Origin of the sequence: Hymenobacter sp. CRA2 (assembly GCF_002007105.1) — a bacterium.
Lineage (GTDB): Bacteria > Bacteroidota > Bacteroidia > Cytophagales > Hymenobacteraceae > Solirubrum.
In genome coordinates, this window is the sequence record NZ_MVBC01000008.1 from 139,126 (window position 1) to 159,519 (window position 20,394).

22 protein-coding genes are annotated in these 20,394 nt (G+C 63.8%); 14 read left to right on the forward strand and 8 right to left on the reverse strand.

Annotated features, from left to right (window positions below; translation table 11 throughout):
* Positions 1-26 precede the first annotated feature (26 nt).
* Positions 27-974 (reverse strand): cation diffusion facilitator family transporter, encoded by a 948-nt coding sequence (locus B0919_RS13995; protein ID WP_078012901.1) that lies wholly within the window; start codon positions 972-974, stop codon positions 27-29.
* Between the two features lie 140 nt (positions 975-1,114).
* Between B0919_RS13995 and B0919_RS14000 the strand changes: the two genes are divergently transcribed.
* Both B0919_RS14000 and B0919_RS14005 read left to right on the forward strand, forming a co-directional pair.
* Positions 1,115-2,569 (forward strand): APC family permease, encoded by a 1,455-nt coding sequence (locus B0919_RS14000; RefSeq protein ID WP_078012902.1) that lies wholly within the window; start codon positions 1,115-1,117, stop codon positions 2,567-2,569.
* 205 nt (positions 2,570-2,774) lie between these two features.
* On the forward strand, positions 2,775-3,446 hold the full coding sequence (locus B0919_RS14005) for a hypothetical protein (RefSeq protein ID WP_139362127.1): 672 nt from the start codon (positions 2,775-2,777) through the stop codon (positions 3,444-3,446).
* A 39-nt stretch (positions 3,447-3,485) separates the two neighbouring features.
* On the opposite strand, the gene B0919_RS14010 is transcribed toward B0919_RS14005, so the two are convergent.
* The 6 genes from B0919_RS14010 to rocD all read right to left on the reverse strand — a co-directional run bounded on the left by B0919_RS14010 (position 3,486) and on the right by rocD (position 9,289).
* Positions 3,486-4,694, reverse strand: coding sequence for a transglutaminase domain-containing protein (locus B0919_RS14010; RefSeq protein WP_139362128.1), 1,209 nt, complete (start codon positions 4,692-4,694; stop codon positions 3,486-3,488).
* Between the two features lie 98 nt (positions 4,695-4,792).
* Positions 4,793-5,785: a porphobilinogen synthase gene (hemB, locus tag B0919_RS14015; protein WP_078013020.1), complete on the reverse strand. Its 993-nt coding sequence runs from the start codon at positions 5,783-5,785 to the stop codon at positions 4,793-4,795.
* An 81-nt stretch (positions 5,786-5,866) separates the two neighbouring features.
* Positions 5,867-6,706, reverse strand: coding sequence for a hypothetical protein (locus tag B0919_RS14020; protein WP_139362129.1), 840 nt, complete (start codon positions 6,704-6,706; stop codon positions 5,867-5,869).
* A 265-nt stretch (positions 6,707-6,971) separates the two neighbouring features.
* On the reverse strand, positions 6,972-7,520 hold the full coding sequence (locus B0919_RS14025; RefSeq protein WP_139362130.1) for a hypothetical protein: 549 nt from the start codon (positions 7,518-7,520) through the stop codon (positions 6,972-6,974).
* Positions 7,521-7,651: 131 nt separating this feature from the next.
* Positions 7,652-7,882, reverse strand: a complete 231-nt coding sequence (locus B0919_RS14030; RefSeq protein ID WP_078012907.1) for a hypothetical protein — start codon at positions 7,880-7,882, stop codon at positions 7,652-7,654.
* 144 nt (positions 7,883-8,026) lie between these two features.
* A complete protein-coding gene (rocD, locus tag B0919_RS14035) occupies positions 8,027-9,289 on the reverse strand; it encodes an ornithine--oxo-acid transaminase (RefSeq protein WP_078012908.1) in 1,263 nt (420 codons plus the stop codon).
* Between the two features lie 195 nt (positions 9,290-9,484).
* On the opposite strand from rocD, the gene B0919_RS14040 reads away from it, so the two are divergent.
* From B0919_RS14040 to rimO, 11 genes are all read left to right on the forward strand, one after another.
* Positions 9,485-10,393: an LEA type 2 family protein gene (locus tag B0919_RS14040; protein ID WP_078012909.1), complete on the forward strand. Its 909-nt coding sequence runs from the start codon at positions 9,485-9,487 to the stop codon at positions 10,391-10,393.
* 48 nt (positions 10,394-10,441) lie between these two features.
* Positions 10,442-10,822, forward strand: coding sequence for a RidA family protein (locus B0919_RS14045; protein WP_078012910.1), 381 nt, complete (start codon positions 10,442-10,444; stop codon positions 10,820-10,822).
* A gap of 9 nt (positions 10,823-10,831) precedes the next feature.
* Complete coding sequence (locus B0919_RS25285) at positions 10,832-11,005, forward strand: DUF5522 domain-containing protein (protein ID WP_176133047.1); 174 nt, start codon at positions 10,832-10,834, stop codon at positions 11,003-11,005.
* A 94-nt stretch (positions 11,006-11,099) separates the two neighbouring features.
* Positions 11,100-11,339 (forward strand): 50S ribosomal protein L28, encoded by a 240-nt coding sequence (gene rpmB / locus B0919_RS14050; RefSeq protein ID WP_059068864.1) that lies wholly within the window; start codon positions 11,100-11,102, stop codon positions 11,337-11,339.
* Positions 11,340-11,522: 183 nt separating this feature from the next.
* Positions 11,523-13,169, forward strand: coding sequence for an aminopeptidase P family protein (locus B0919_RS14055; protein ID WP_078012911.1), 1,647 nt, complete (start codon positions 11,523-11,525; stop codon positions 13,167-13,169).
* A 197-nt stretch (positions 13,170-13,366) separates the two neighbouring features.
* Positions 13,367-13,549 carry a 50S ribosomal protein L33 gene (gene rpmG / locus B0919_RS14060; protein WP_059068866.1) on the forward strand — a complete coding sequence of 61 codons (183 nt, stop codon included), beginning with the start codon at positions 13,367-13,369 and terminating at the stop codon, positions 13,547-13,549.
* An 8-nt stretch (positions 13,550-13,557) separates the two neighbouring features.
* Positions 13,558-13,719, forward strand: a complete 162-nt coding sequence (locus B0919_RS14065) for a DUF4295 domain-containing protein (protein ID WP_078012912.1) — start codon at positions 13,558-13,560, stop codon at positions 13,717-13,719.
* Between the two features lie 237 nt (positions 13,720-13,956).
* The gene (ftsY, locus tag B0919_RS14070) at positions 13,957-14,934 is read left to right on the forward strand and encodes a signal recognition particle-docking protein FtsY (RefSeq protein WP_078012913.1); all 978 of its coding nucleotides are present in this window, start codon (positions 13,957-13,959) and stop codon (positions 14,932-14,934) included.
* Positions 14,935-15,105: 171 nt separating this feature from the next.
* Positions 15,106-16,251: an acyltransferase family protein gene (locus tag B0919_RS14075; RefSeq protein ID WP_078012914.1), complete on the forward strand. Its 1,146-nt coding sequence runs from the start codon at positions 15,106-15,108 to the stop codon at positions 16,249-16,251.
* Between the two features lie 183 nt (positions 16,252-16,434).
* On the forward strand, positions 16,435-16,527 hold the full coding sequence (locus B0919_RS26070; RefSeq protein WP_410503625.1) for a hypothetical protein: 93 nt from the start codon (positions 16,435-16,437) through the stop codon (positions 16,525-16,527).
* Between the two features lie 310 nt (positions 16,528-16,837).
* Positions 16,838-18,151, forward strand: a complete 1,314-nt coding sequence (rimO, locus tag B0919_RS14085; protein ID WP_078012915.1) for a 30S ribosomal protein S12 methylthiotransferase RimO — start codon at positions 16,838-16,840, stop codon at positions 18,149-18,151.
* Between the two features lie 257 nt (positions 18,152-18,408).
* Here the strand turns inward: rimO and B0919_RS14090 are convergent, their stop codons facing one another.
* On the reverse strand, positions 18,409-18,612 hold the full coding sequence (locus B0919_RS14090; RefSeq protein ID WP_078012916.1) for a hypothetical protein: 204 nt from the start codon (positions 18,610-18,612) through the stop codon (positions 18,409-18,411).
* Between the two features lie 160 nt (positions 18,613-18,772).
* On the opposite strand from B0919_RS14090, the gene bshC reads away from it, so the two are divergent.
* Entirely contained in the window at positions 18,773-20,353 is a 1,581-nt protein-coding gene (bshC, locus tag B0919_RS14095) for a bacillithiol biosynthesis cysteine-adding enzyme BshC (RefSeq protein WP_078012917.1), read from the forward strand.
* Positions 20,354-20,394 lie beyond the last annotated feature (41 nt).

Consider the following 20,394-nt stretch of genomic DNA (forward strand, 5'->3'; position numbering starts at 1 on the left):
GGGCGCGGGGCAGCGCGTGGGCCGGCCTAAACGGCTGAGCTCACCCGCTCCCGAGCCGATACGGAATGCGCCTCAATGAAGATACGCTTGAACTCGGGGTGCTCGGCCCGGATGGCGTCCTGCAGGCGGTCGATGGCCTTTTCGACTTCGGTGGCGCTGATATCGGGGCGGAATTTGACGTCGAGGGCCAGCATCACGTCTGCCGGGCCGAGGTACATAGTCAGCGGGGTGCGGGCCTGGCCTTCCACGGCCGGGTCCTGCGTGGTGATGCGCTCCAAGGTAGCCAGCGTGCTGGCATCGACGCCCTCGCCGATGAGCAGGGCGCGCGAGCGGGCCACCAGGAACACGGCCACCAGCATCAGCAGCACACCGATGACGATGGAGGCCGCCCCGTCGAGGTAGGGGTTGTGCAGCAGGTGTCCGAAGTACACACCCAGCAGCGCCACCACCAGGCCCACCACGGCGGCCAGGTTTTCGAGCACCGAGGCGAAGACGGCGGGGTCGCGGCTGCCGCGCAGGGTGCGCCAAAAACCGGCTTCGCGGGCCCCTTCCATGTGAAACAGCGCCTTCAGGGCCAGGTAAAGCGCCCAGCCCTCAAAGGCGATGGACACGCCTAGCACGAGGTAGTTCCACAGCGGGTCGGTCAGCGGCTCCGGGTGCTCGATGTGCTTGATGCCCTCGTAAAACGACATGCCGCCGCCAATGGCGAAAATTAGCACGGCCACGATCAGGCCCCAGAAGTACAGCTCCTTGCTGTGGCCGAAGGGGTGGCGCGCGTCGGCCGGGCGCTGGCTGCGGTTCATGCCGTAGAGCAGCAGCACGGCGTTGCCGCTGTCGACGAGCGAGTGAATGCCCTCCGAGAGCATGGCCGAGCTGCGGGTGATGTAGGCCGCTACGAATTTGCTGACGGCAATGCCGACGTTGGCGAGCAGGCCGCCGTAGAGGGCGGCTTTGGACGAATTGGGATTTGCCACAGAAAGCGTAGTTGGAATGGTCGGACCGGCCTAGCTATACGCAAAGCCAACGGATTGGCTTACCGGCGCAACATACGGCCGAAAACTTCTGCCCGCTACTACGGGTTACTTCGCACCCCGCTGCCCCGTATAGCCTGCTTATGCCCGATACCTCTACTCCCGTGCCGGCCACTGCCCCCGTGCCCGCCGCGCCGCCCCTGCGCCGCGAGCTGGGCCTGCTGCCCGCCACGGCCCTGAACATGATTGACATGGTGGGCATCGGGCCCTTCGTGACGCTGCCGCTGGTGATGGGCTTCATGGGCCCGTACTTTCTGCTGGCCTGGGCCGTAGGCGCCGCGCTGGCCCTCATCGACGGGCTGATCTGGTCGGAGCTGGGGGCGGCTTACCCCGAGGCCGGCGGCTCCTACCGCTTTCTGAAGCTGGCCTACGGTGAGCAGAAATGGGGCCGGCTGATGTCGTTTCTGTACGTGTGGCAGACGCTGGTGCAGGCGCCGCTGGTGGTGGCCTCCGGCGCCATCGGTTTCGCGCAGTACTTCGGCTACCTCGTGCCCCTGAACGATACCTGGCAGCCCAAGCTGGTGTCGGGCACGGTGGTGCTGCTGCTCATTGCCCTGCTCTACCGCCGCATCACCGATATCGGCCGCCTGGGCGTGCTGCTGTGGGTGGGCGTGCTGGGGCTGATGGGCTGGCTCATTGTGGGTGGGCTCACGCACAGCACCCACGCGGTGGCCTGGCTGCCGGCCGGCGGGGTGGGGGCGCTGCCGGGCGTGCTGCTCTCGGCGGCCATGGGGCAGGCCACCGTCAAGACCATCTACAGCTACCTCGGCTACTACAACGTGTGCCACCTGGGCGGCGAAATCCGGGAGCCGGAGCGCGTGATTCCGCGCAGCATCTTCCTGAGCATCCTCGGCATCATGGCCCTGTACTTGCTGCTGAACTGGAGCGTGGGCACGGTCATACCCTGGCAGGAGGCCAGCCAGTCGAAGTTCATCGTGAGCACCTTCGTGGAGCGCATCTACGGGCCCACGGCCGCCAAAGCCGCCACGGCGCTGGTGCTGTGGGTGGCGTTTGCCTCCCTGTTTGCGGTGCTGCTGGGCTACTCGCGCATCCCCTACGCCGCCGCCGCCGACGGCGAGTTTCTGCCCGTGTTTGCCCGCACGCACCCCACCAAGCAGTTTCCGCACGTGTCCCTGCTGCTGCTGGGGGGCGTGGGCTTCGTGTTCAGCCTGCTGTTTCGGCTGGGCGAGGTCATCAGCGCCATCCTGGCCATGCGCATCTTGGTGCAGTTCGTAGGGCAGGCCATCGGGCTGATGCTACTACGCCGGCGCCGCGGCACGGCCGGGCTGCCGTTCCGCATGCCCTTGTACCCGCTGCCGGTGGTGGTGGCCGTGGTGGTGTGGCTGTGGGTATTCGTCAGCATCAAGGACGGGGCCGTGCTCTACCAGAACCCGGTCACGCACACGCAGCTGGTACTGCCTTTCCAGCTGGCCGCCCTGCTGATGATGGCCCTGGGCACCGGCGTGTTTCTGCTCTGGAGCCGGCGGCAGGGCCGCTGGCCGTTCGCGCCAAGCCAGGAAAAAAGGACGTCATGCTGAGCTTGTCGAAGCATCTTTACCGCTTCGTTAGGCTCCCCCTCTCCTTTTCGAGAGGGGGCCAGGGGGTGAGGCGCAACGAAGCAGCAGAGATGCTTCCACTGCGCTCAGCATGACCATCCAAACTTTCGGAATGGCCTCTAAGACGGCACGTTGAGCAGATGCAGCGACTATATTTGCCGCATCGTCCATACTACCGCCGAAGGCTATGCGCCGCGTTTTACTATCCTGTAGTGTTGTTATTGGTACGTTGCTGACGGGCTGCGGCGTGACGCGCCAGGCCTACCACGGCTTCCGGCCCGCCGAAGCCCGCGACATGGTGTGCGTGCGCCCGGTGGCCGTCATGGCCCTGGTGGTGCGCGGCGACGAGGCCCCCACCGACCCGTGGTTTTCGCGCTACATGGCCGACTGTCTTCAGCGCAGCCTGCAGCGGCAAGCGGCTCAGCTGAAGCTCGGCCCCGCCCCCGCCGACGATTCCCTGCGCCGCGACGAGCTGCGCCGCGAGGTAGAGCGCGCCATGGCCCAACTATCCCGCCAGCCGGCCGAAGGCTTCTCGGCGCCGCTGCCCGTGCTGGAGAGCTTCGCCGCCCAGCAGGCCGGCCGCTACGCCCTGCTCACCATGTGCCGCGGCTTCATGCGCACCACCGACAACAACTGGCAAACGGCCAACCAATACGGCCATCAACGTGCGCTCTACGGCCCCATGCTGGCTTCGGCGCCGCAGCCTAGCCGCCTGGGCCTCTACGCGCTGGTGTACGACCGGCAGGAAAAGCGCGTGGTGTACTACGGGCACTGCGCCGTAAAAAGAGACAAGCTGCTGAAGGACAAGGTTATTGACCAGCAGGTGCGCCGGCTCTTGGGCACCGATTTTGGCTCCTGAGCCGCTCCGGGGCGCAACGACGACCGGCCCAAGCCCGGCTTAGCGCAGCATTTCGTTGCGGGCCGCGTCCTTGGTCGTAAACAACACCGGCCGCTGGGCCGGCGCCGTGCCCAGGTACCGCGTCAGGAAGGCCTGGCTTTTGCGCAGGCGTGCTTCGCCGCTTTGCACGGCAGCCGTCAGCTCCCGCACTGTGGCCTGGCGCGTTTCCTCCCGAAACTGGATGGTGCTGAGCAGCGTGCGGGCCCGCTGAAAGTCGGCCCCGATGGGCGCCAGCAGCTGCCGCAGCTGGGCATCGGTCTTGCGGGGCTGAAACTGGTGGTTGTAGTAAGCCAGAAAGGCGTTTAGCTGCGCAATGGCTTGCTGCGCGTGCTGCTGCGCCTCGTTGTAGGCCGCGAGCATGCGGTTGTGCTCCGTCACGTAGTAGTTCTGCTCGTACCGCTCGTTGCCGCTCAGGTAGAGCTCGGTCAGGGACGTGCGCAAGGCTTGCCGGGCCCGGCGGCTGGCGCTGCGCAGCTGCCCCACCACGCTCAGCCGCTCGTAGGCAGCCACCGAATCGGCCACGGCCCACGGCTGCGCCAGCGGCGCGGGCACCTTGCCCTGCTGAAACTGCTGCGGCGAATAGGGCGTCGGCAGCAGCTGCCAGAGCGGGTCGAAGGGCAGGTGCGTGCGCACAAACTCGGCCGGCGCGACTTTGAAGTAAGTACTGCTCAGCTGCGGCACGAAGGCGCCGTTGGCCAGGTAGCCGGCCGCCCACGCCGGGTCGAGCAGGTACCACTGGCCCCCGAGGCGGGTGGCGCACCAGAAGTGAAAGGGCGGGCCGCCGCGTTCTGCCGCGCGTTGGGCCTGCCCACTCACCACGTAGGTTTTCAGGCCCAGCTGATTGGCCAGGGCGGCGTAGACCTCGGCGTACGCGGCGGGCGTGCCCACGCGGGTACTCAGGGCTTGTTGTACCACTTCGCCGGCTTCGTAGGCAAAATCGGCGGTAGATACTCCGTCCAGGTCGTAGCGAATGTGGCGGGTCGTCCAGGCCAGCGCCGCCCAGGCCCGGTCGTCGTCGGTGGCAAACGCGGCTTTGATGTAGCGGGCCACCCCATCCACCGAGCGCGCGGTCGAGTCGGGTAGCTGCTGCATGCGCGCATCAATGGCCTGGTAAGGAGCCGAAAGAGGAGCTGGCGCCTGCTGCGCGTGGGCCGGGGCCGAGGTAAGCGCCAGACTGATGGCGGCGAGGATAACCAAACGAGAATACATAGCCAAGCGGAAATAGCCCGTGAAACTGGGCAATAAAAATGGGCAAATTCAGCGGAGAGCCCGCCGAACTTGCCCATAAATCAGCTTGCCGAGCTGGCTTACCCGCGGCGCAGCACCTGAGCCGCTTCCTTGGCGAAGTAGGTCAGGATGGCGTCGGCGCCGGCGCGCTTGATGCTCATGAGCACCTCCAGCATCGTCCGCTCCCCATCGACCCAGCCGTTCTGCGCGGCCGCCTTCACCATGGCGTACTCGCCCGATACGTTGTAGGCCGTCACAGGCAGCTGGGTGTGGTTGCGCACTTCCCGAATCACGTCGAGGTAGCTCAGGGCGGGCTTGATCATCACCATGTCGGCACCTTCCTGCTCGTCGAGGGCCAACTCGCGCAGGGCCTCGCGGCGGTTGGCCGGGTTCATCTGGTAGCTCTTTTTGTCGCCCTTCTTGGGGGCCGAGCCGAGGGCGTCGCGGAAGGGGCCGTAGAAGGCCGAGGCGTACTTGGCCGTGTAGCTCATGATGCTCACGTGGCTGAACGCGTTGCGGTCGAGCACGTCGCGGATCCAGGCCACGCGGCCGTCCATCATGTCCGAGGGGCCGATGATGTCGGCGCCGGCGCGGGCCTGGGCTAGGGCCATCTGGCCGAGCACTTCCAGGGTGGCGTCGTTCAGAATTTCGCCCGAATCCGGGTCCACGATGCCGTCGTGGCCATCGGAGGAGTAGGGGTCCATAGCCACGTCCGACATGATGACCACGTCCGGAAAGGCCTTTCTGATCTGGGCGATGGTGCGGGTGTAGAGCCCGTCGGGGTTGTGGCTTTCTTTGGCGAGGCGGTCCTTTAGCCGGTCGTCGATGCTGGGGAAAGGCGCGAAGGCCTTGATGCCGAGGTCGACGCAGCGGCCGATTTCATCGATGAGCCGGTCGGCCGTGTAGCGGTTGATGCCTGGCATCGACGTGACTTCGATGGTCTTATTTTCGCCTTCGATCAGGAACACGGGATAGATGAAGTCGTGCACGGACAGGTTGGTTTCCTGCACCATGTTGCGGATGACTTCGGACTTGCGGTTCCGCCGGGGGCGGTGCGTGGGGATTAGTGCCATGAGAAACTCGTGAATCAACCGGGCAAAACAGCCGGAGCAAAGATAAAGTTGCGGGGCGGGGTACTACATGTAGGGCCGCTGTTATGACTTCCGCGGCGAGGAATTGCGAGCTAAGTCAATCAGAAGCATTGCCCAGATAACGAGAAGCGGAACGCCGAACACGGCAATAGCCAGCGCCCCTAAGAACGAAATGCCTAGCAGCAAGCGCAGTAGTAGCGCTATGCCCACAAGCGCAACGCAGATTAGGAATAGCTCAGCTTCGGAAAGGCCCGGTTGCCGCGCTGAAGAAATCAGGTGTCGGGGCCGTTCGTTAACGAAGGCACGTCGGTGCTGCCGGGCATTTCCGGCCGGACGAATCAGCGCTGCCACGACCCGGCCAATCCAGTACAGCAACGGCAGGGCCGCCACGCCCAGCGCAATGCCCCAGATCAGCTGCCCCGTCGCCGTGGTGGCCGACAGCAGCAGAATCAGCAGCACGGCCAGGCCCACCACGTACAGCGCGGCCAGGATGGTTTCACCCAGGGCTTTGCCGTGGTCGTAGTCGGCGGCATTGCGGTGGGGCCGCTGCTGAAAAGCGCCTCGCCGGACGGCCCGGCCAGCTACGCGGGCTCTGGAGTCCGCCGGGTTTTGGCGCTTGGGCGCGAATCGAGAGAGCTGATGCGTGGAACGCGGCTGCCGGAGCCGCTGAGGAGCCGTTATGCGGGCATTTGCGGCCGGCCGGGCCACCGCTGCCGCCGATGAAGCACCAAAGGCCGAATCGGGTGGCGCGGCGGCTTTTACCGAAGCCACAGCCGCTGCACCATGAGCCGGCGCGGGCCGGGCGCCGAAATAGAACGCCGGCCGGCTGCTCTGGCAGCTGCTCAGCAGGCCGGGCAACAACGTGAGTAACAGCACAAACGGGAGTAAACAGCAGCGGCGCATGCGGAAGGAAGAAGCTTGTGGAACGAAATCAACGAGTGGGCAAGTAAGTCGTTTCGTGCTGCTTATTCCGGCCAAAACGCCGGGCGGTATGACATCGGCCACGACGTGGCGCCGCTGCCGTAATGCCCCGTATAGCGGCTGACAAGCGCCGCTGCCCCGCCGGGAGCTGACTTTTCAGCTGGTCGTAGCCCGGTGGTTGTGGTATTCCTCCGCTCGACGCGCAACGTCGTAGCCGGCCCCGCCCGCAACAAGCGCCCGGCCAGGGTCACATATTGAAAAACTCCTGGAATATCTCCAGCCAGGCGTGCTTGCCGCCGATGCCCAGCACCAGGAAATAGTCGCCCAGCAGCATGATGGCCGCGCCCACGCCCAGCCCCAGCCAGCCGCCCAGCCACAGCCCCACCACGATGCTGCTCACGATGAGCACCGCACCCAGCACGATGTGAAAGGTATTGGGGCCGGATTCGGAGCGCGGGCGAACGGGCTGCCGGCTGGCCTGGTGGCGCGCTACCGGCCGGGGCCGCAGAGCCTGCCGCCAGGGCGCCGGCCGTAGCTGCCGCGCCGCCGTCGGGCCGGCCGGGGCCGCCGCTACGGGGCGCGTGGGCCGCGCCGCCGCAGGCCCTGCCGACGCGGCCGCTACGGCCGGCGGGGTTGCTGCGGGCACCGGCGCGGCAGCCGCCGGCACCGCCGCTTCGGCCACGGACGTGCTGGCGGCGGAGTGGAACGTGAAGCTGGGTTTGGCGCTGTGGCAGCCGCCGAGCAAGCCGGTCAGGGCCAGCAGCCAGGTCAGGCGGCGCGGGAAGGGGGTAGACATCGGGCAGAGGCAAGGGGCCGCGGCAAAATACCACCGGCTCGGCTACCTACGGCGCAGCCCGAAAAGCAGTTCGCCGCAGCGGGCTGGGCAGCCCACCGCGGCGAATACGGGAAGTCGGACGGCCCGGCGGCCTAGCGGCGCCCGGCCCCGGCGCGCTCGGCCGACATGCTGCGCGCCTCGGTCATCGAGACGGTGGCCCGCACGGGCTCGGGGCCCTGCGAGCTGTGCATCAGCACTACGGTAGAGTCGGTGGCGGCGCCGGTAAGCGCCCAGCCCGAGGCCGAAAGAGTGGGTCGGGCGCTCTGGCAGCTGGCCAAAGTCAGCACGGAAAAAGTCAACAGTAGGGCGTAGCGAAGCAGCATAACCGGGGTTTGGTGGTGGCGACAGTGCAAAAGTGCGCTATCAATCAGCCGCCTAACCGCCGGACTTGGCGAAACCGTTCCGTAGCTGTGCGAAAATGCGGAATGGCTGGGTGCAGGTAAGTAGCTGGAGCCAGCGCCCGGCCCCTAAAACGCCAGAATAACCTCCTCAATCACGTCGCAGGCTTCGTGTAGCTGCTCTTCGGTGATGACCAGCGGCGGGGCGAAGCGGATGATGTCGCCGTGGGTGGGTTTGGCCAGCACGCCGCGCTCCATCAGGGTTACGCACACGTCCCACGCCGTGCGGCCGTCGGGGTGGGGCTTGATGACCACGGCGTTGAGCAGGCCCTTGCCGCGCACCAGCTCCACCACTTCGGGGCGCTTGGCCTGCACGCGGCGCATCCGCTCGCGGAACACCTCGCCCAGGGCGCGGGCGTTTTCGGTCAGCTTTTCTTCCAGCAGCACGTCCAGGGCGGCCACCATCACGGCGCAGGCCAGCGGGTTGCCGCCGAAGGTGCTGCCGTGCTGCCCGGGCTTGATGCCCAGCATGATTTCGTTGCGGGCCAGCACTGCCGACACGGGCAGCACCCCGCCGCTCAGCGCCTTGCCCAGCACCAGCATGTCGGCGTGCAGGCCCTCGTAGCAGGAGGCCAGCAGCTCGCCGGTGCGGCCCAGCCCGGTCTGAATTTCATCGGCGATGAGCAGCACCTTGTGCCGCTTGCAGATTTCGTGGGCGTGGGCCAGGTAGCCATCCGAAGGCACCACCACACCGGCCTCGCCCTGAATCGGCTCGACCAGGAAAGCGCACACGTGCGGGTCCTGCACGGCGGCTTCCAGGGCACCCAGGTCGTCGTAGGGCACCACCTGGTAGCCGGGCACGAAGGGGCCAAAGCCGCCGGTGCTGTCCGGGTCGGTGCTGAAGGAAATGATGCCGGTGGTTCGGCCGTGGAAGTTGTGCTCGGCCACCACGATGCGGGCCTGGTTCGGGGCAATGCCCTTCTGCTCGTAGCCCCAGCGGCGGGCCAGCTTCAGGGCGGTTTCCACGGCTTCGGCGCCCGAGTTCATCAGCAGCGCCTTGTCGTAGTTGAACAGCTCGCAGAGGTACTTTTCGGCCCGGCCGAGCTGGTCGTTGAAGAAGGCGCGCGAGGTGAGCGTGAGCTTCTGGGCCTGGTCGGTCAGGGCCTTGATGATGCGCGGGTGGCAGTGGCCCTGGTTCACGGCCGAGTAGGCGGAAAGGAAATCGTAGTAGTGCTTGCCTTCCACGTCCCAGAGGTGCACGCCCTCGCCGCGGCTGAGCACCACGGGCAGCGGGTGGTAGTTGTGGGCACCGTACTGGTCTTCCAGCTGCATCAGGTCGTGGCTGCTGAGCTCGATGGGAGCGGCGGTAGCGGGGGGCGTGCTAACGGACATGGCGGGGAATGTTGGGATGGGTAAATGGGGTCGGAGGCTTCAAAAGTACGGAAAACGACCAGGGAAGATGCTCGACAGTAAGTAGCTGAACGATAACAATTTGCCTGCTATGGTCGTGAAGAAGATGAGTTACGCCGATTCGGTGCAGGACGCGGCGGGCAAATCATCTCACTCTGTTATCAACTCCCTCGGAATATGGCCAGAAAGTCATTTTTCGGGCGGCATCCCGTGCTCGGGGCGCTGCTCGGCCTATTGTTACTGCTCGTCGTGAGCGGCTTTATCGGCTACAAGGCCACCGACAACGGCAAGAAACTGCTGCCCACCCTCGAAAACGCCAGCATGAATGTGGGCAACATCACGGCCGACTCTCTCAAGGCCCGCATGCAGGTGAGCCTGCAAAACCACGCCCCCATGGGCCTGCGCATTGACAGCTTCAGCTACGTCACGCGCATCGACGGCGAGCGGATGGCCCAGGGCGCCAAGACCGAGCCCACCGTGGTGAAGCGCCGCGGCAGCAGCCAGCTTGATATTCCCCTCAGCGTGGATATGAGCCAGCTCAAGCGCAAAATCAAAGACATTCAGCAGGACTGCGTCGACGTGGAAATGGTCATGCAGATGTATACCCGCCTGCCGCTAATGGGCGTGGAGAAGATTCCGATACGTGTGTCGAAGAAGGTGTACGTACCCAAAATGCCCAAAGTAGAAGTAGCCGACGTGGACGTGACTCACCTGGGCCTGAAGCGCGGCGAAGCCACCGTGAACCTGCGCGTGACCAACTACAACCCCTTTCCCGTTACCATCCGTAGCGTGAAGTACACTTTCCGCATCGGCGGCGACGATATGGAGGTGAAGGGTCTGGAAACCAAGGACGTGACCTTTCGCAAGCGCGGGACCGAAATCATGCCCATTCACGTCACCTTTCAGCCCAAAGCCCTGCCCAAGGTGGCCTTCAAGAGCCTCTTCAAAGCCGACAAAACCGCCTACGACCTCAATGGTGTGGCCGTGGTGGCAGCCGGGCGGCACAATCCCAAGGACATGAGCATGCGCTTCAACAGCGAGGGCACGCTCAAGGAGCTGAAGGATATTCCGCGCAAAGGGGAGTAGCGCCTGGCCGTTACTTTTGCGGGGCAGCTCCTTCGGCTGCTGGCGCCCATGCAAATCCTTCATCACCCCGACGCACCCCAGGCCGTGGGGCCGTACTCCCAGGCCATTGTCACCGGCGGCCTCGTGTTCTGCTCCGGTCAGACGCCGCTCAACCCCGCTACCATGCAAATCGAGGCCCGCACCATCGAGGAGCAGACGCGGCAGGCGCTGCAGAACTTGGCCACGGTGTTGTCGGCGCAAGGTCTCAGGCTGGCAGACATCGTCAAGACCACCGTGTTCCTGAAAAACTTCGCTGACTTTCAGCGCATGAACGCGGTGTACGCCGAGGTATTCGGGGCGCACCGGCCCGCCCGCACCACCGTGGAAGTGTCGCGGCTGCCGCTGGAGGCACTGGTCGAGATTGAATGTATTGCGGCGTTGCGCGGTTGAGGCTACTGCATGAAAGCCAAACCCCAGCCCCTGCAGCCCGGCGACTTTTACTACACCCCCGAGGGCTACATGGTCTTCACCGAGCAGTACCACCGGCGGCGCGGCCACTGCTGCGGCAGCGGCTGCCGGCACTGCCCCTGGAAGGCTCAGAAAGCCGCCAAGGGCCAATCCGGGGCGGTCTAACGCACTATTTTTCAGGGATAGTTTGACTAATTCAGACTTTTGCCGATATTTGCGTCCCTTTTTCTAGCATCGTCACTTCAAAGTACACATAGCCATGGCCCGAGTTTGTGATCTGACCGGCAAGCGCACGCGCGTTGGTAACAACGTGTCGCACGCCAACAACAAGACCAAGCGCAAGTTCTACCCGAACCTGCAGAAGAAGCGCTTCTACATCCCCGAAGAGGATGCTTGGGTAACCCTGCGCGTTGCGGCATCGACCATCCGCACGATCAACAAGAACGGCATCATGGCCGTGCTGAAGAAAGCCAAGCAGGAAGGCTACGTAGTTTACTAAGTAGCGCCGCTGGCGAAGGTATTATCGGTAGCTGGGCCTCGGGCCGGGCTACCGATTGCTTTTTGGGGAAGTGAGATTTTGGCAGAAGTTGGGGCCCGCGCGGCGCAACGAACCGCCCGAATCTCACTTCCTTTGTTTGGGCCGCCTCGTGCGTTGCGTAGGCGGCTTCTACCTCTACCTGCTATGTCGTCTGTGTCGTCGTGGTTCCGTCGCGGAACGTTCGCGCTGTTTTGTGTAAGTGCCCTGAGCGCCGCGCCGGCGCTGGCCCAGCGTCAGACGGGCCCCGGCCGCCCGGCCGATTTCCTGGACCCGGCCTTTCACCGCGGGCGCCGCGAAGCCCTGCGCCAGCAGCTGCCGGCCGGAGCGGTGGCCGTCATCTTCACCGCGCCGGTGCGCAACCGCGCCAACGACGTCAGCTACGTCTACCACCAGAGCCCCGACCTGTACTACCTTACCGGCTACGACGAGCCCGATGGCGTGCTGCTGCTCTTCAAAGACCCGCAAACCCTGGGCGGGCAGAGCGGCGTGACGGAAGCCCTGTTTGTACAGCCCCGCGACCCGCAGCGGGAGGTGTGGACGGGCCGGCGCCTCGGGGCCGATGGCACCAGGCAGCAACTCAAACTGCAATACACGGCCGACAACAAGGAATTTGCCTCCGCCCCCATTGCCTGGGACAAGTTCAGCCAGGTACTGGTGCTGGACATGCCGGCCGACGTGCGCGACGATGCCGACAACCCCGCCGACCTGTTCAATCTGGTGGCTACGTTCCGGCAGAAGGCCAACGTGCCCGCCGACTACAACCCGCGCCTGAGCGAGGTGCAGCAGCTGATTCAGCGCTACGGCGTGGCCAACGGCGACAACCTGCGGCCCTACGTGGCCAACCTGGCCAGCAGCCAGCCGGCCGTGGCCAACGACGCGTACGTGCAGGCTTTTCTGAAGGCTGATTCCAAAGCGGCCCGGGAGAAAGTGGTAGCAAACAAGCCCAATTCCCGCATTGACGGGGGTACGCTGAGCGACGCGCTGGATCAGCTCCGCGAGGTGAAGTCCCCGGAAGAAATCAAGCTGCTGCGCCAGGCGGTGCGCATCAGTGCGGTGGGGCAGCAGGAAGTGATGAAAGCCCTGAAGCCCGACATGGGTGAGATGGAAGTGCAGGGCCTGCACGAGTACGTGTACCGCAAGTACGGGGCGGAATTTCAGGGCTACCCCAGCATCGTGGGGGCAGGTGCCAACGGCTGCATCCTGCACTACGAAACCAACGACAAGCCGCGCGTGGGCAACGACTTGGTGCTCATGGACTGCGGTGCCGAGTACCACGGCTACTCGGCCGATGTGACGCGCACCATACCGCCCTCGGGCAAGTTCAGCCCCGAGCAGAAACAGATTTACGAGCTGGTGCTGGCCGCGCAGGAAGCGGGCTTTCAGGCTTGCAAGCCCGGCGCCGAGTTCCGGGCTCCGCACAATGCGGCCGAGAAAGTCATTGCCGACGGGCTCAGGAAGCTGGGCATCGTGAAGACCGACGCCGAAGTGCGCCGCTACTTCCCGCACGGCACCTCGCACTACCTCGGCCTCGATGTGCACGACCGCGGCAGCTACGGACCGCTGAAGGCTGGCAACGTCATCACGGTGGAACCCGGCATCTACATCCCCGAGGGCAGCCCCTGCGACAAGAAGTGGTGGAACATCGGCGTGCGCATCGAGGACGACGTGCTCATCACGCCCACCGGCTGGGACAACCTCTCGAAGGAAGCCCCGCGCACCGTAGCGGAAGTGGAAGCCATGATGGCCAGGCCCAGTGCGCTGGACAACTTCAAGCTGCCGGAGCTGAAGTAATTGCTGGTTAGTCGTTTTGGGCCGCTGAGGCGCTGTGTACGCGGCTGAAAAGGAGCCCCCTCGGGCGCTGCCAGCAGCCTTCCAGGGACCAAAAACCAAAAACCATCAACCAACAACCAGTCAGGAGTTTGACTTTTCCAAAACTCCGCGTATCTTTGCAGTCCTAAAATCGAAACCCACGTTCTGACCGTACCACGATGGCCAAGAAAGGAAACCGGGTGCAGGTAATCCTGGAGTGCACCGAGCACAAGAACTCGGGCCAACCGGGCACCTCGCGCTACATCACGACGAAAAACCGGAAAAATACTCCGGAGCGTATCGAGCTGAAGAAGTACAACTCGGTACTCAAGAAAATGACCGTTCACAAGGAAATCAAGTAAGCTGAGTCATGGCTAAGAAAGTAGTAGCTACCCTGAAAACCTCGGGCGGCAAAGACTGGGCTAAGGTTATCCGTGCGGTCCGCTCGCCCAAGACTGGCGCCTACACCTTCAAGGAGGAGATGGTACCGGTGGACAAAGTGCAGGAGTTCCTCGCTTCCGGCACCAAGTAAGGCCTTAGCGGGTGCGTACGGTCACAAGGCTGTGCCAACGCCCATCCGGTGCCCCACGGGGCCGCCGTTACGCGCCCGTTCGATAAGTGAAGAAGTCCCGCCTTCCCGTGGGACTTTTTTGCGTGTTAGGGCTTGGTGATTAGGGCTTAGGTCTTAGTTACGCCGCCCCTTCGGCCTGTTCGTTGGCTTAGTTGTGCCGAGCTAAGCCCTAAGACCTAACCCCCTAAGACCTAGTACATGGGCCTGTTCGATTTTTTTAAGAAGGATAAGGAGAACAAGGAGCAGCGCGAGTCGCTGGACAAAGGGCTGGAAAAAACCAAAACCAGCTTCTTCGACCAGCTCAGCAAAGCCGTGGTCGGCAAGAGCACCGTCGATGAGGAAGTGCTGGACGAGCTCGAAACCGTGCTGGTACACGCCGACGTGGGCATCGACACCACAGTGAAGGTCATCGACCGCATCGAGAAGCGCGTGGCCCGCGACAAGTACGTGGGCACCTCGGAGCTGGACCGCATCCTGCGCGAGGAAATTGCCGAGCTGCTGCAAAAGAACGACTCCGGCTCCACGGCCGTGCTCGAGCGCAGCGACCGGGCCGACGGGCAGCCCTTCGTGATTATGGTGGTGGGCGTCAACGGCGTGGGCAAAACCACGACCATCGGCAAGCTGGCGCACCGCTTCCACTCGGCCGGCAAAAAGGTGGTGCTCGGCGCCGCCGATACCTTCCGCGCCGCCGCCGTGGATCAGCTCATCATCTGGGGGCAGCGCGTGGGCGTGCCGGTGATTTCGCACGGCATGAACACCGACCCGGCTTCGGTGGCCTACGACGCGGTGCAGAAGGGCGTGGAGATGCAGGCCGACGTGGTCATCATCGACACGGCGGGCCGTTTGCACAACAAGGTGAACCTGATGAACGAGCTGAGCAAGATCAAGCGCGTGATGCAGAAGGTTATTCCCGACGCCCCGCACGAAGTGCTGCTGGTGCTCGACGGCAGCACCGGCCAGAACGCCTTCCTGCAGGCCAAGGAATTTACCAAAGCCACCGAGGTTTCGGCCCTGGCTATTACCAAGCTCGACGGCACGGCCAAGGGCGGGGTGGTCATCGGCATTTCCGATCAGCTGAATGTGCCGGTACGCTACATCGGCGTGGGCGAAAAGATGACCGATTTGCAACTGTTTGACCGCCGCACGTTCGTAGACTCGCTGTTTTCGAAAAAATAGGGAAGAACCCGTCGCCATTCCTGATTCGTCATCCTTTGTCTGGCCTGCGCCACACGGAGGATGACGTTCTTTTTAGGGCTTACGCCAAGCGTACCTGATTGCGGGAGTGCGCTGCCGCAATTATCTGCCTAACCAGCCAACGGTTGCGCCGCCGGGTGCATCTGCCCGATTATGGAAGTCGTCTACAAATCCACCGCTCCGCCATTGGTGCAGCCCGAGCGCCTCGACCCGTTTCTGAGCCAGAAGCTGCGGTTCTGGTCCTTGGTAGCCATGCTGCTGCTGGTGTACGTGCACGCCTACAACCTGCACAGCCGCTACCTACAGCCCTGGACGCCCGTCGACGAGCCGCTGTCGGTGGGGTCGTTTCTGCAGTACTTCCTGGCCAACGGGCTGCTGCGCTTCCGCATCCCGATTCTGTTTGCCATATCGGGCTACCTGTTTGCCCACCACGATGCGGGCACGCCGCACGGGCAGCGGGTGAAGCGGCGGCTGCGCACCTTGCTGGTGCCCTACCTGCTCTGGAGCCTGATCGGGCTGGGCTTCACCTGGGCGCTGGAGCAGCATCCGTACACCCGGCAGCTGGTGCAGGACGCGGCGCTGAGCATTTTCGGCCCGCAGAACCCGTTTGTGAGCGGGTATTCGCCGGGGCAGCTGCTGCTGCGCTGGCTGCTGTTGCCGGTGCCGTTTCAGTTGTGGTTTCTACGTAGCCTGCTGGTGTACAACCTGGCATACCCGGCCCTGCGCTGGGTGCTCGACCGGGCGGCGGGCATCTACTTCGTCGTAGCCGCGCTGCTCTGGCTGACGGAGTTTAACGTGCTGTTCGTCGAAGGCAATGGGTTGCTGTTCTTTGCCCTAGGCGTGTGGCTGCGGCGGCGCGGCAAGGAAGTACTGCTGCAGCCGCGCTGGTTTCGGCTGCTGCCCTTTGCTGCGCTCTGGCTGGGCATTGTCGGGCTGAAAACCTGGCTGGCCTTTTACTACGCGCATCCACCGTTCATGCCGATGCTGCTGCTGCACCGGGCGGCCGAGCTGCTGGGCGTGCTGGTCATGTGGTTTGGCTCGAACGCGCTGGTGCGCGTGGCCATGCAGCGGCGCTGGTTTCAGTGGCTGACGGGCTTTTCGTTTATGATTTATGCCTTGCACGTGCCCTTGGTGAACTACGCCACCGAAGCCGTACTGCAGCACTGGCCGCGGCAGCAGCTGCTTACGTTCCTGCTCCTGCCGCTGGCGGTAGCGGCCCTGGCCGTGCTACTCGGCGCGGCCTTGCGCCGGGCGGTGCCGGGAGTGTACGGCGTGCTGACGGGCGGGCGAGGATTGTAGGTTTATTGTATAGCGGAGCGGCGGGCTTAGCCTCCGGGCAATGTTGATTAGCTGAAAAAGTGCTGTTTGGTTGCTGGGTCTGGACGCGCGGGGTACTCAGCCGTATCGTTTTTAGCATTAATAAAAAGAAACGCATGGTGTGGACCAGAGGTAGCTCAGGTACTAGAAATTGAGCGCATTTACGTGCTGAAGGCCTATCACGGGCAGCAGGTGGGGCAGGTCCTGTACGACAAAGCCGTGGAGGTGGCCGCGCAGGCCCGGGCCAAGTACGTGTGACTGGGCGTGTGGGAAGAAAATCCGCGCGCCATCCGGTTTACCAGAAAAACGGCTTCGTGGCGTTTGGCTAGCACGTGTTTACGCTGGGCGACGACCGGCAAACCGATATTCTGATGAAGCGGATGGTGCCGGTGGCGCATCCGTAAACCGAAGGAACGTTCGTCCTAGGAAAAGGCGTTGGCGTCTTCGTACCTTTGCCCTCCCATTTTCGCCCCCGGCGAAAACGCGGCAAAATGTTCAGGATTAGGTGCTTTCCGCGAGGAGGCGCTGCACAACGATACGCGGAGGGAAACTTCGCGCCATAGGCAGAATGAAAGTAAAAGGCAATCGGGCCAACAAGGTCAACGTCATCACCCTGGGCTGCTCCAAGAACCTGGTGGACTCGGAAGTGCTGATGGGCCAGCTGCGCGGCAACGGCTACGACGTGACGCACGAATCGACCAAAGACGAGTCGGGCATCGTCATCATCAATACCTGCGGCTTCATCGACAACGCCAAGCAGGAGAGCATCGACACCATTCTGCAGTACGCCGACGCCAAGGAAGCCGGCAAGGTGGACAAGGTGTACGTGACGGGCTGCCTCTCGCAGCGCTACAAGGACCAGCTGGAAGTGGAAATTCCGCAGGTGGATGCCTACTTCGGCACCCTGGAACTGCCCCAGCTGCTCAAGACCCTGAACGCCGACTACAAGCACGAGCTGGTGGGCGAGCGGCTGCTGACCACGCCCAAGCACTACGCCTACTTCAAGATTGCCGAGGGCTGCAACCGCCCGTGCTCGTTCTGCGCCATCCCGCTGATGCGCGGCAAGCACGTGGACAAGTCGATGGACGACCTGGTGACGGAGGCCACCAAGTTGGCGCGCATGGGCACCAAGGAGCTGGTGCTGATTGCGCAGGACCTGACCTACTACGGCCTGGAGAAGTACGGTGAGCGGAAGCTAGCCGAGCTGGTGCGCCGCCTGAGCGACGTGAACGGCATCGACTGGATCCGGCTGCAATACGCCTATCCCTCGCAGTTCCCGATGGAAGTGCTGGACGTGATGCAGGAGCGCGAAAACGTGTGCAAGTACCTCGACATGCCCCTGCAGCACATCAGCGACAACATGCTCAAGACCATGCGCCGCGGCATCAGCAAGCGCCGCACGGTGGAGCTGGTCGACCAGATCCGCCAGCGCATGCCCGATATAGCCCTGCGCACCACCCTCATTGCCGGTCACCCCGGCGAGACGGACCAGGACTTCCAGGAGCTGTACGACTTCGTGGAAAAGACAAAGTTTGAGCGCCTGGGCATCTTCACCTACTCGCACGAGGAAAACACCCACGCTTTCTCGCTGGAGGACAACGTGCCGGCCGAGGTAAAGCAGGAACGCGCCGACGCCATCATGGAGCTGCAGCAGGGCATTTCGCTGGAGCTGAACGAGCAGAAAGTGGGCAACACCTACAAGGTGCTCTTCGACCGCAAGGAAAGCGGCTACTGGGTGGGCCGCACCCAGTACGACTCGCCCGAAGTGGACAACGAAGTGCTGGTGCCCGCCACCGAGCAGTACATCCGCCTCGGTGACTTCGCTCAGGTAAAAATTACCGACGCTTCGGATTTCGACCTGTACGGCGAAGTAGTGAAGTAAGCGGCTGCGCACGCGGCGGTTCACTGGCAGTCATTGCGAGCGGAGCGCGGCAATCGTTCCTCTCGTGGTAGAAGCGGTACAACTGGCACAAACTAAAAACGGCCCCGCCCAAAACCAAGTAACTCTGGTTTCGGGCGGGGCCGTTTTTGGTGAGTAGGTATTGTGTCGGCGGTGCTACTAGAGGAAGGATTGCTTCGCGTTGCTCGCAATGACTGCCGGTACTACCGCCGTTGGCGGAGCCGGCAACGAGGGGGAAGTTAATGGGAGAGGTTGCGGCGGTGCACGCCGCTGGTCCAGTACTGCCACATGCCAAGGATGGGCAGGTACATCACCGAAAACAACCACCGGCGCCGCTCCGAACGGCCCGGAAACTCGCCGCTGCGGATGTGCCACAGCGTGTAGAGCCACGGCAGCAGCGCCACGGCTGCTAGCCAGCCCCAAATCAAGGTAGAAAAGTGCATAAGGGGGTGGTAGTGAGTGGTGGAGGGTAAGTAAGCAATATACCGAATTGGGCGGGCGCAGGGAAGACGCAAGTCGGGAAAAGAAGGTTGCGAGTGAACATTCGGCGCGGGGCCCGGTTTTTTTGCGAACGTTGCAGCTCGTAACGTTTCCCGACCGCCCATGCCCGTGCACTGTTTGCCCTACGCCGCCACCGGCGCGTTCAGCGCGTTTCTCACCGATTACCTGAACCAGGAGCCCCGTCTCCAGCCGTTTTACCACCGATTTCCCACGCTGGCAGCGTTTGCGGAGCAGATAGCCGAAAAGCAGGCGCACTATCCCGCCGCCACGCGGCAGCGGCTGACGGCTACCCTGCAGCGGCAGTACCAGACCTTGCCCGAAGTGCATCCGGCTGTGCAGGCCAACCTGGCCCTGCTTGAAAAGGACACCACCTTCACCGTGACCACCGGCCACCAGCTCAACGTGCTGACCGGGCCGCTGTACTTCATCTACAAAATCGCCACGGTCATCAAGCTGTGCCGGCAGCTCAAGGCCGAGTACCCGCAGCACGATTTCGTGCCGGTGTACTGGCTGGCCTCGGAAGACCACGACTTTGCCGAAATCAACCACCTGCACCTCTTCGGCAAGAAGCTGGAGTGGCAGGCCGAGCAGACCGGCGGGCCCGTGGGCCGGCTGAAGCTCGACGGCCTGGCCGAGCAGGTGCTCAGCCAACTCCCCGCCGAGGTGCCGGCCGCCTTCCGCGAAGCCTACGAACAGAGTGCCACGCTGGCCGAAGCTATGCGCCGCCTCGTGCACACGCTGTTCGGGGAGTACGGCCTGCTGAGTGTGGAGCCTGACGACGCCGACCTGAAACCCGTGCTGACCCCTGTGCTGGCCGGGGAGCTGCGCAGCCAACCCGCGTTCAAGGCCGTGCAGACGGCCGACGAAGCCCTGGAAGCTGCGGGCTACAAGCCGCAGGTGTACAGCCGCCCGCTCAACCTCTTCTACCTCAGCAGCACCGGCACGCGCGAGCGGCTGGAGCTGGAAGACGGCCACGTGGTGGTGCGCAACACCGACATTCGCTGGACCACCGACGAAGCCGTGCGCCGCGCCGAAACCGAGCCGGAATGCTTCAGCCCCAACGTGGTGCTGCGTCCGCTCTACCAGGAGCTGCTGCTGCCCAACCTCTGCTACGTGGGCGGCGGGGCCGAAGTAAACTACTGGCTGCAGCTCAAGGGCGTATTCGACCACTACCAGGTGCCCATGCCGCTGGTGCTGCTGCGCAACTCGGCCCTGTACGTGGGCCGCACGCACCTGGGCAAGCTGCGCAAGCTGGGCCTGAGCACCGACGACTTGTTCCGCCCGCTGTCCGAGCTGAAAAAGCAGGTGGCCGCCGCCGTGGGGCAGGAGGAAGTGAGCCTGGCCGAGCAGCAGCAGCAGCTGGCCGAAGCCTTTGCGGCCGTATCGGCCCTGGCCCAGCGCGTCGACCCGACGCTGGTGAAGACCGTGGCCGCCGAGCAGCAGAAGGTAGCGGGCATCGTGGCGGGGCTGGAGAAGCGCCTGAGCAAGGCCGCCGAAACCAAGCACGAAACGGCCTACAACCAGCTGAGCGGGCTCAAGGAAAAGCTGTTTCCGACTGGCAGCCTGCAGGAGCGCCACGACAATGTGCTGAGCATCCTCACGAACAACCCCGGCTTCGTCGCGCAGCTCATCGAGGCCTTCGACCCGCTGGCGTTGCAGTTCACGGTTATCGAGGAGGAGTAAGGCGGCGGCCGGAATTCCGCTATTTTGAGGCCACTATTGAC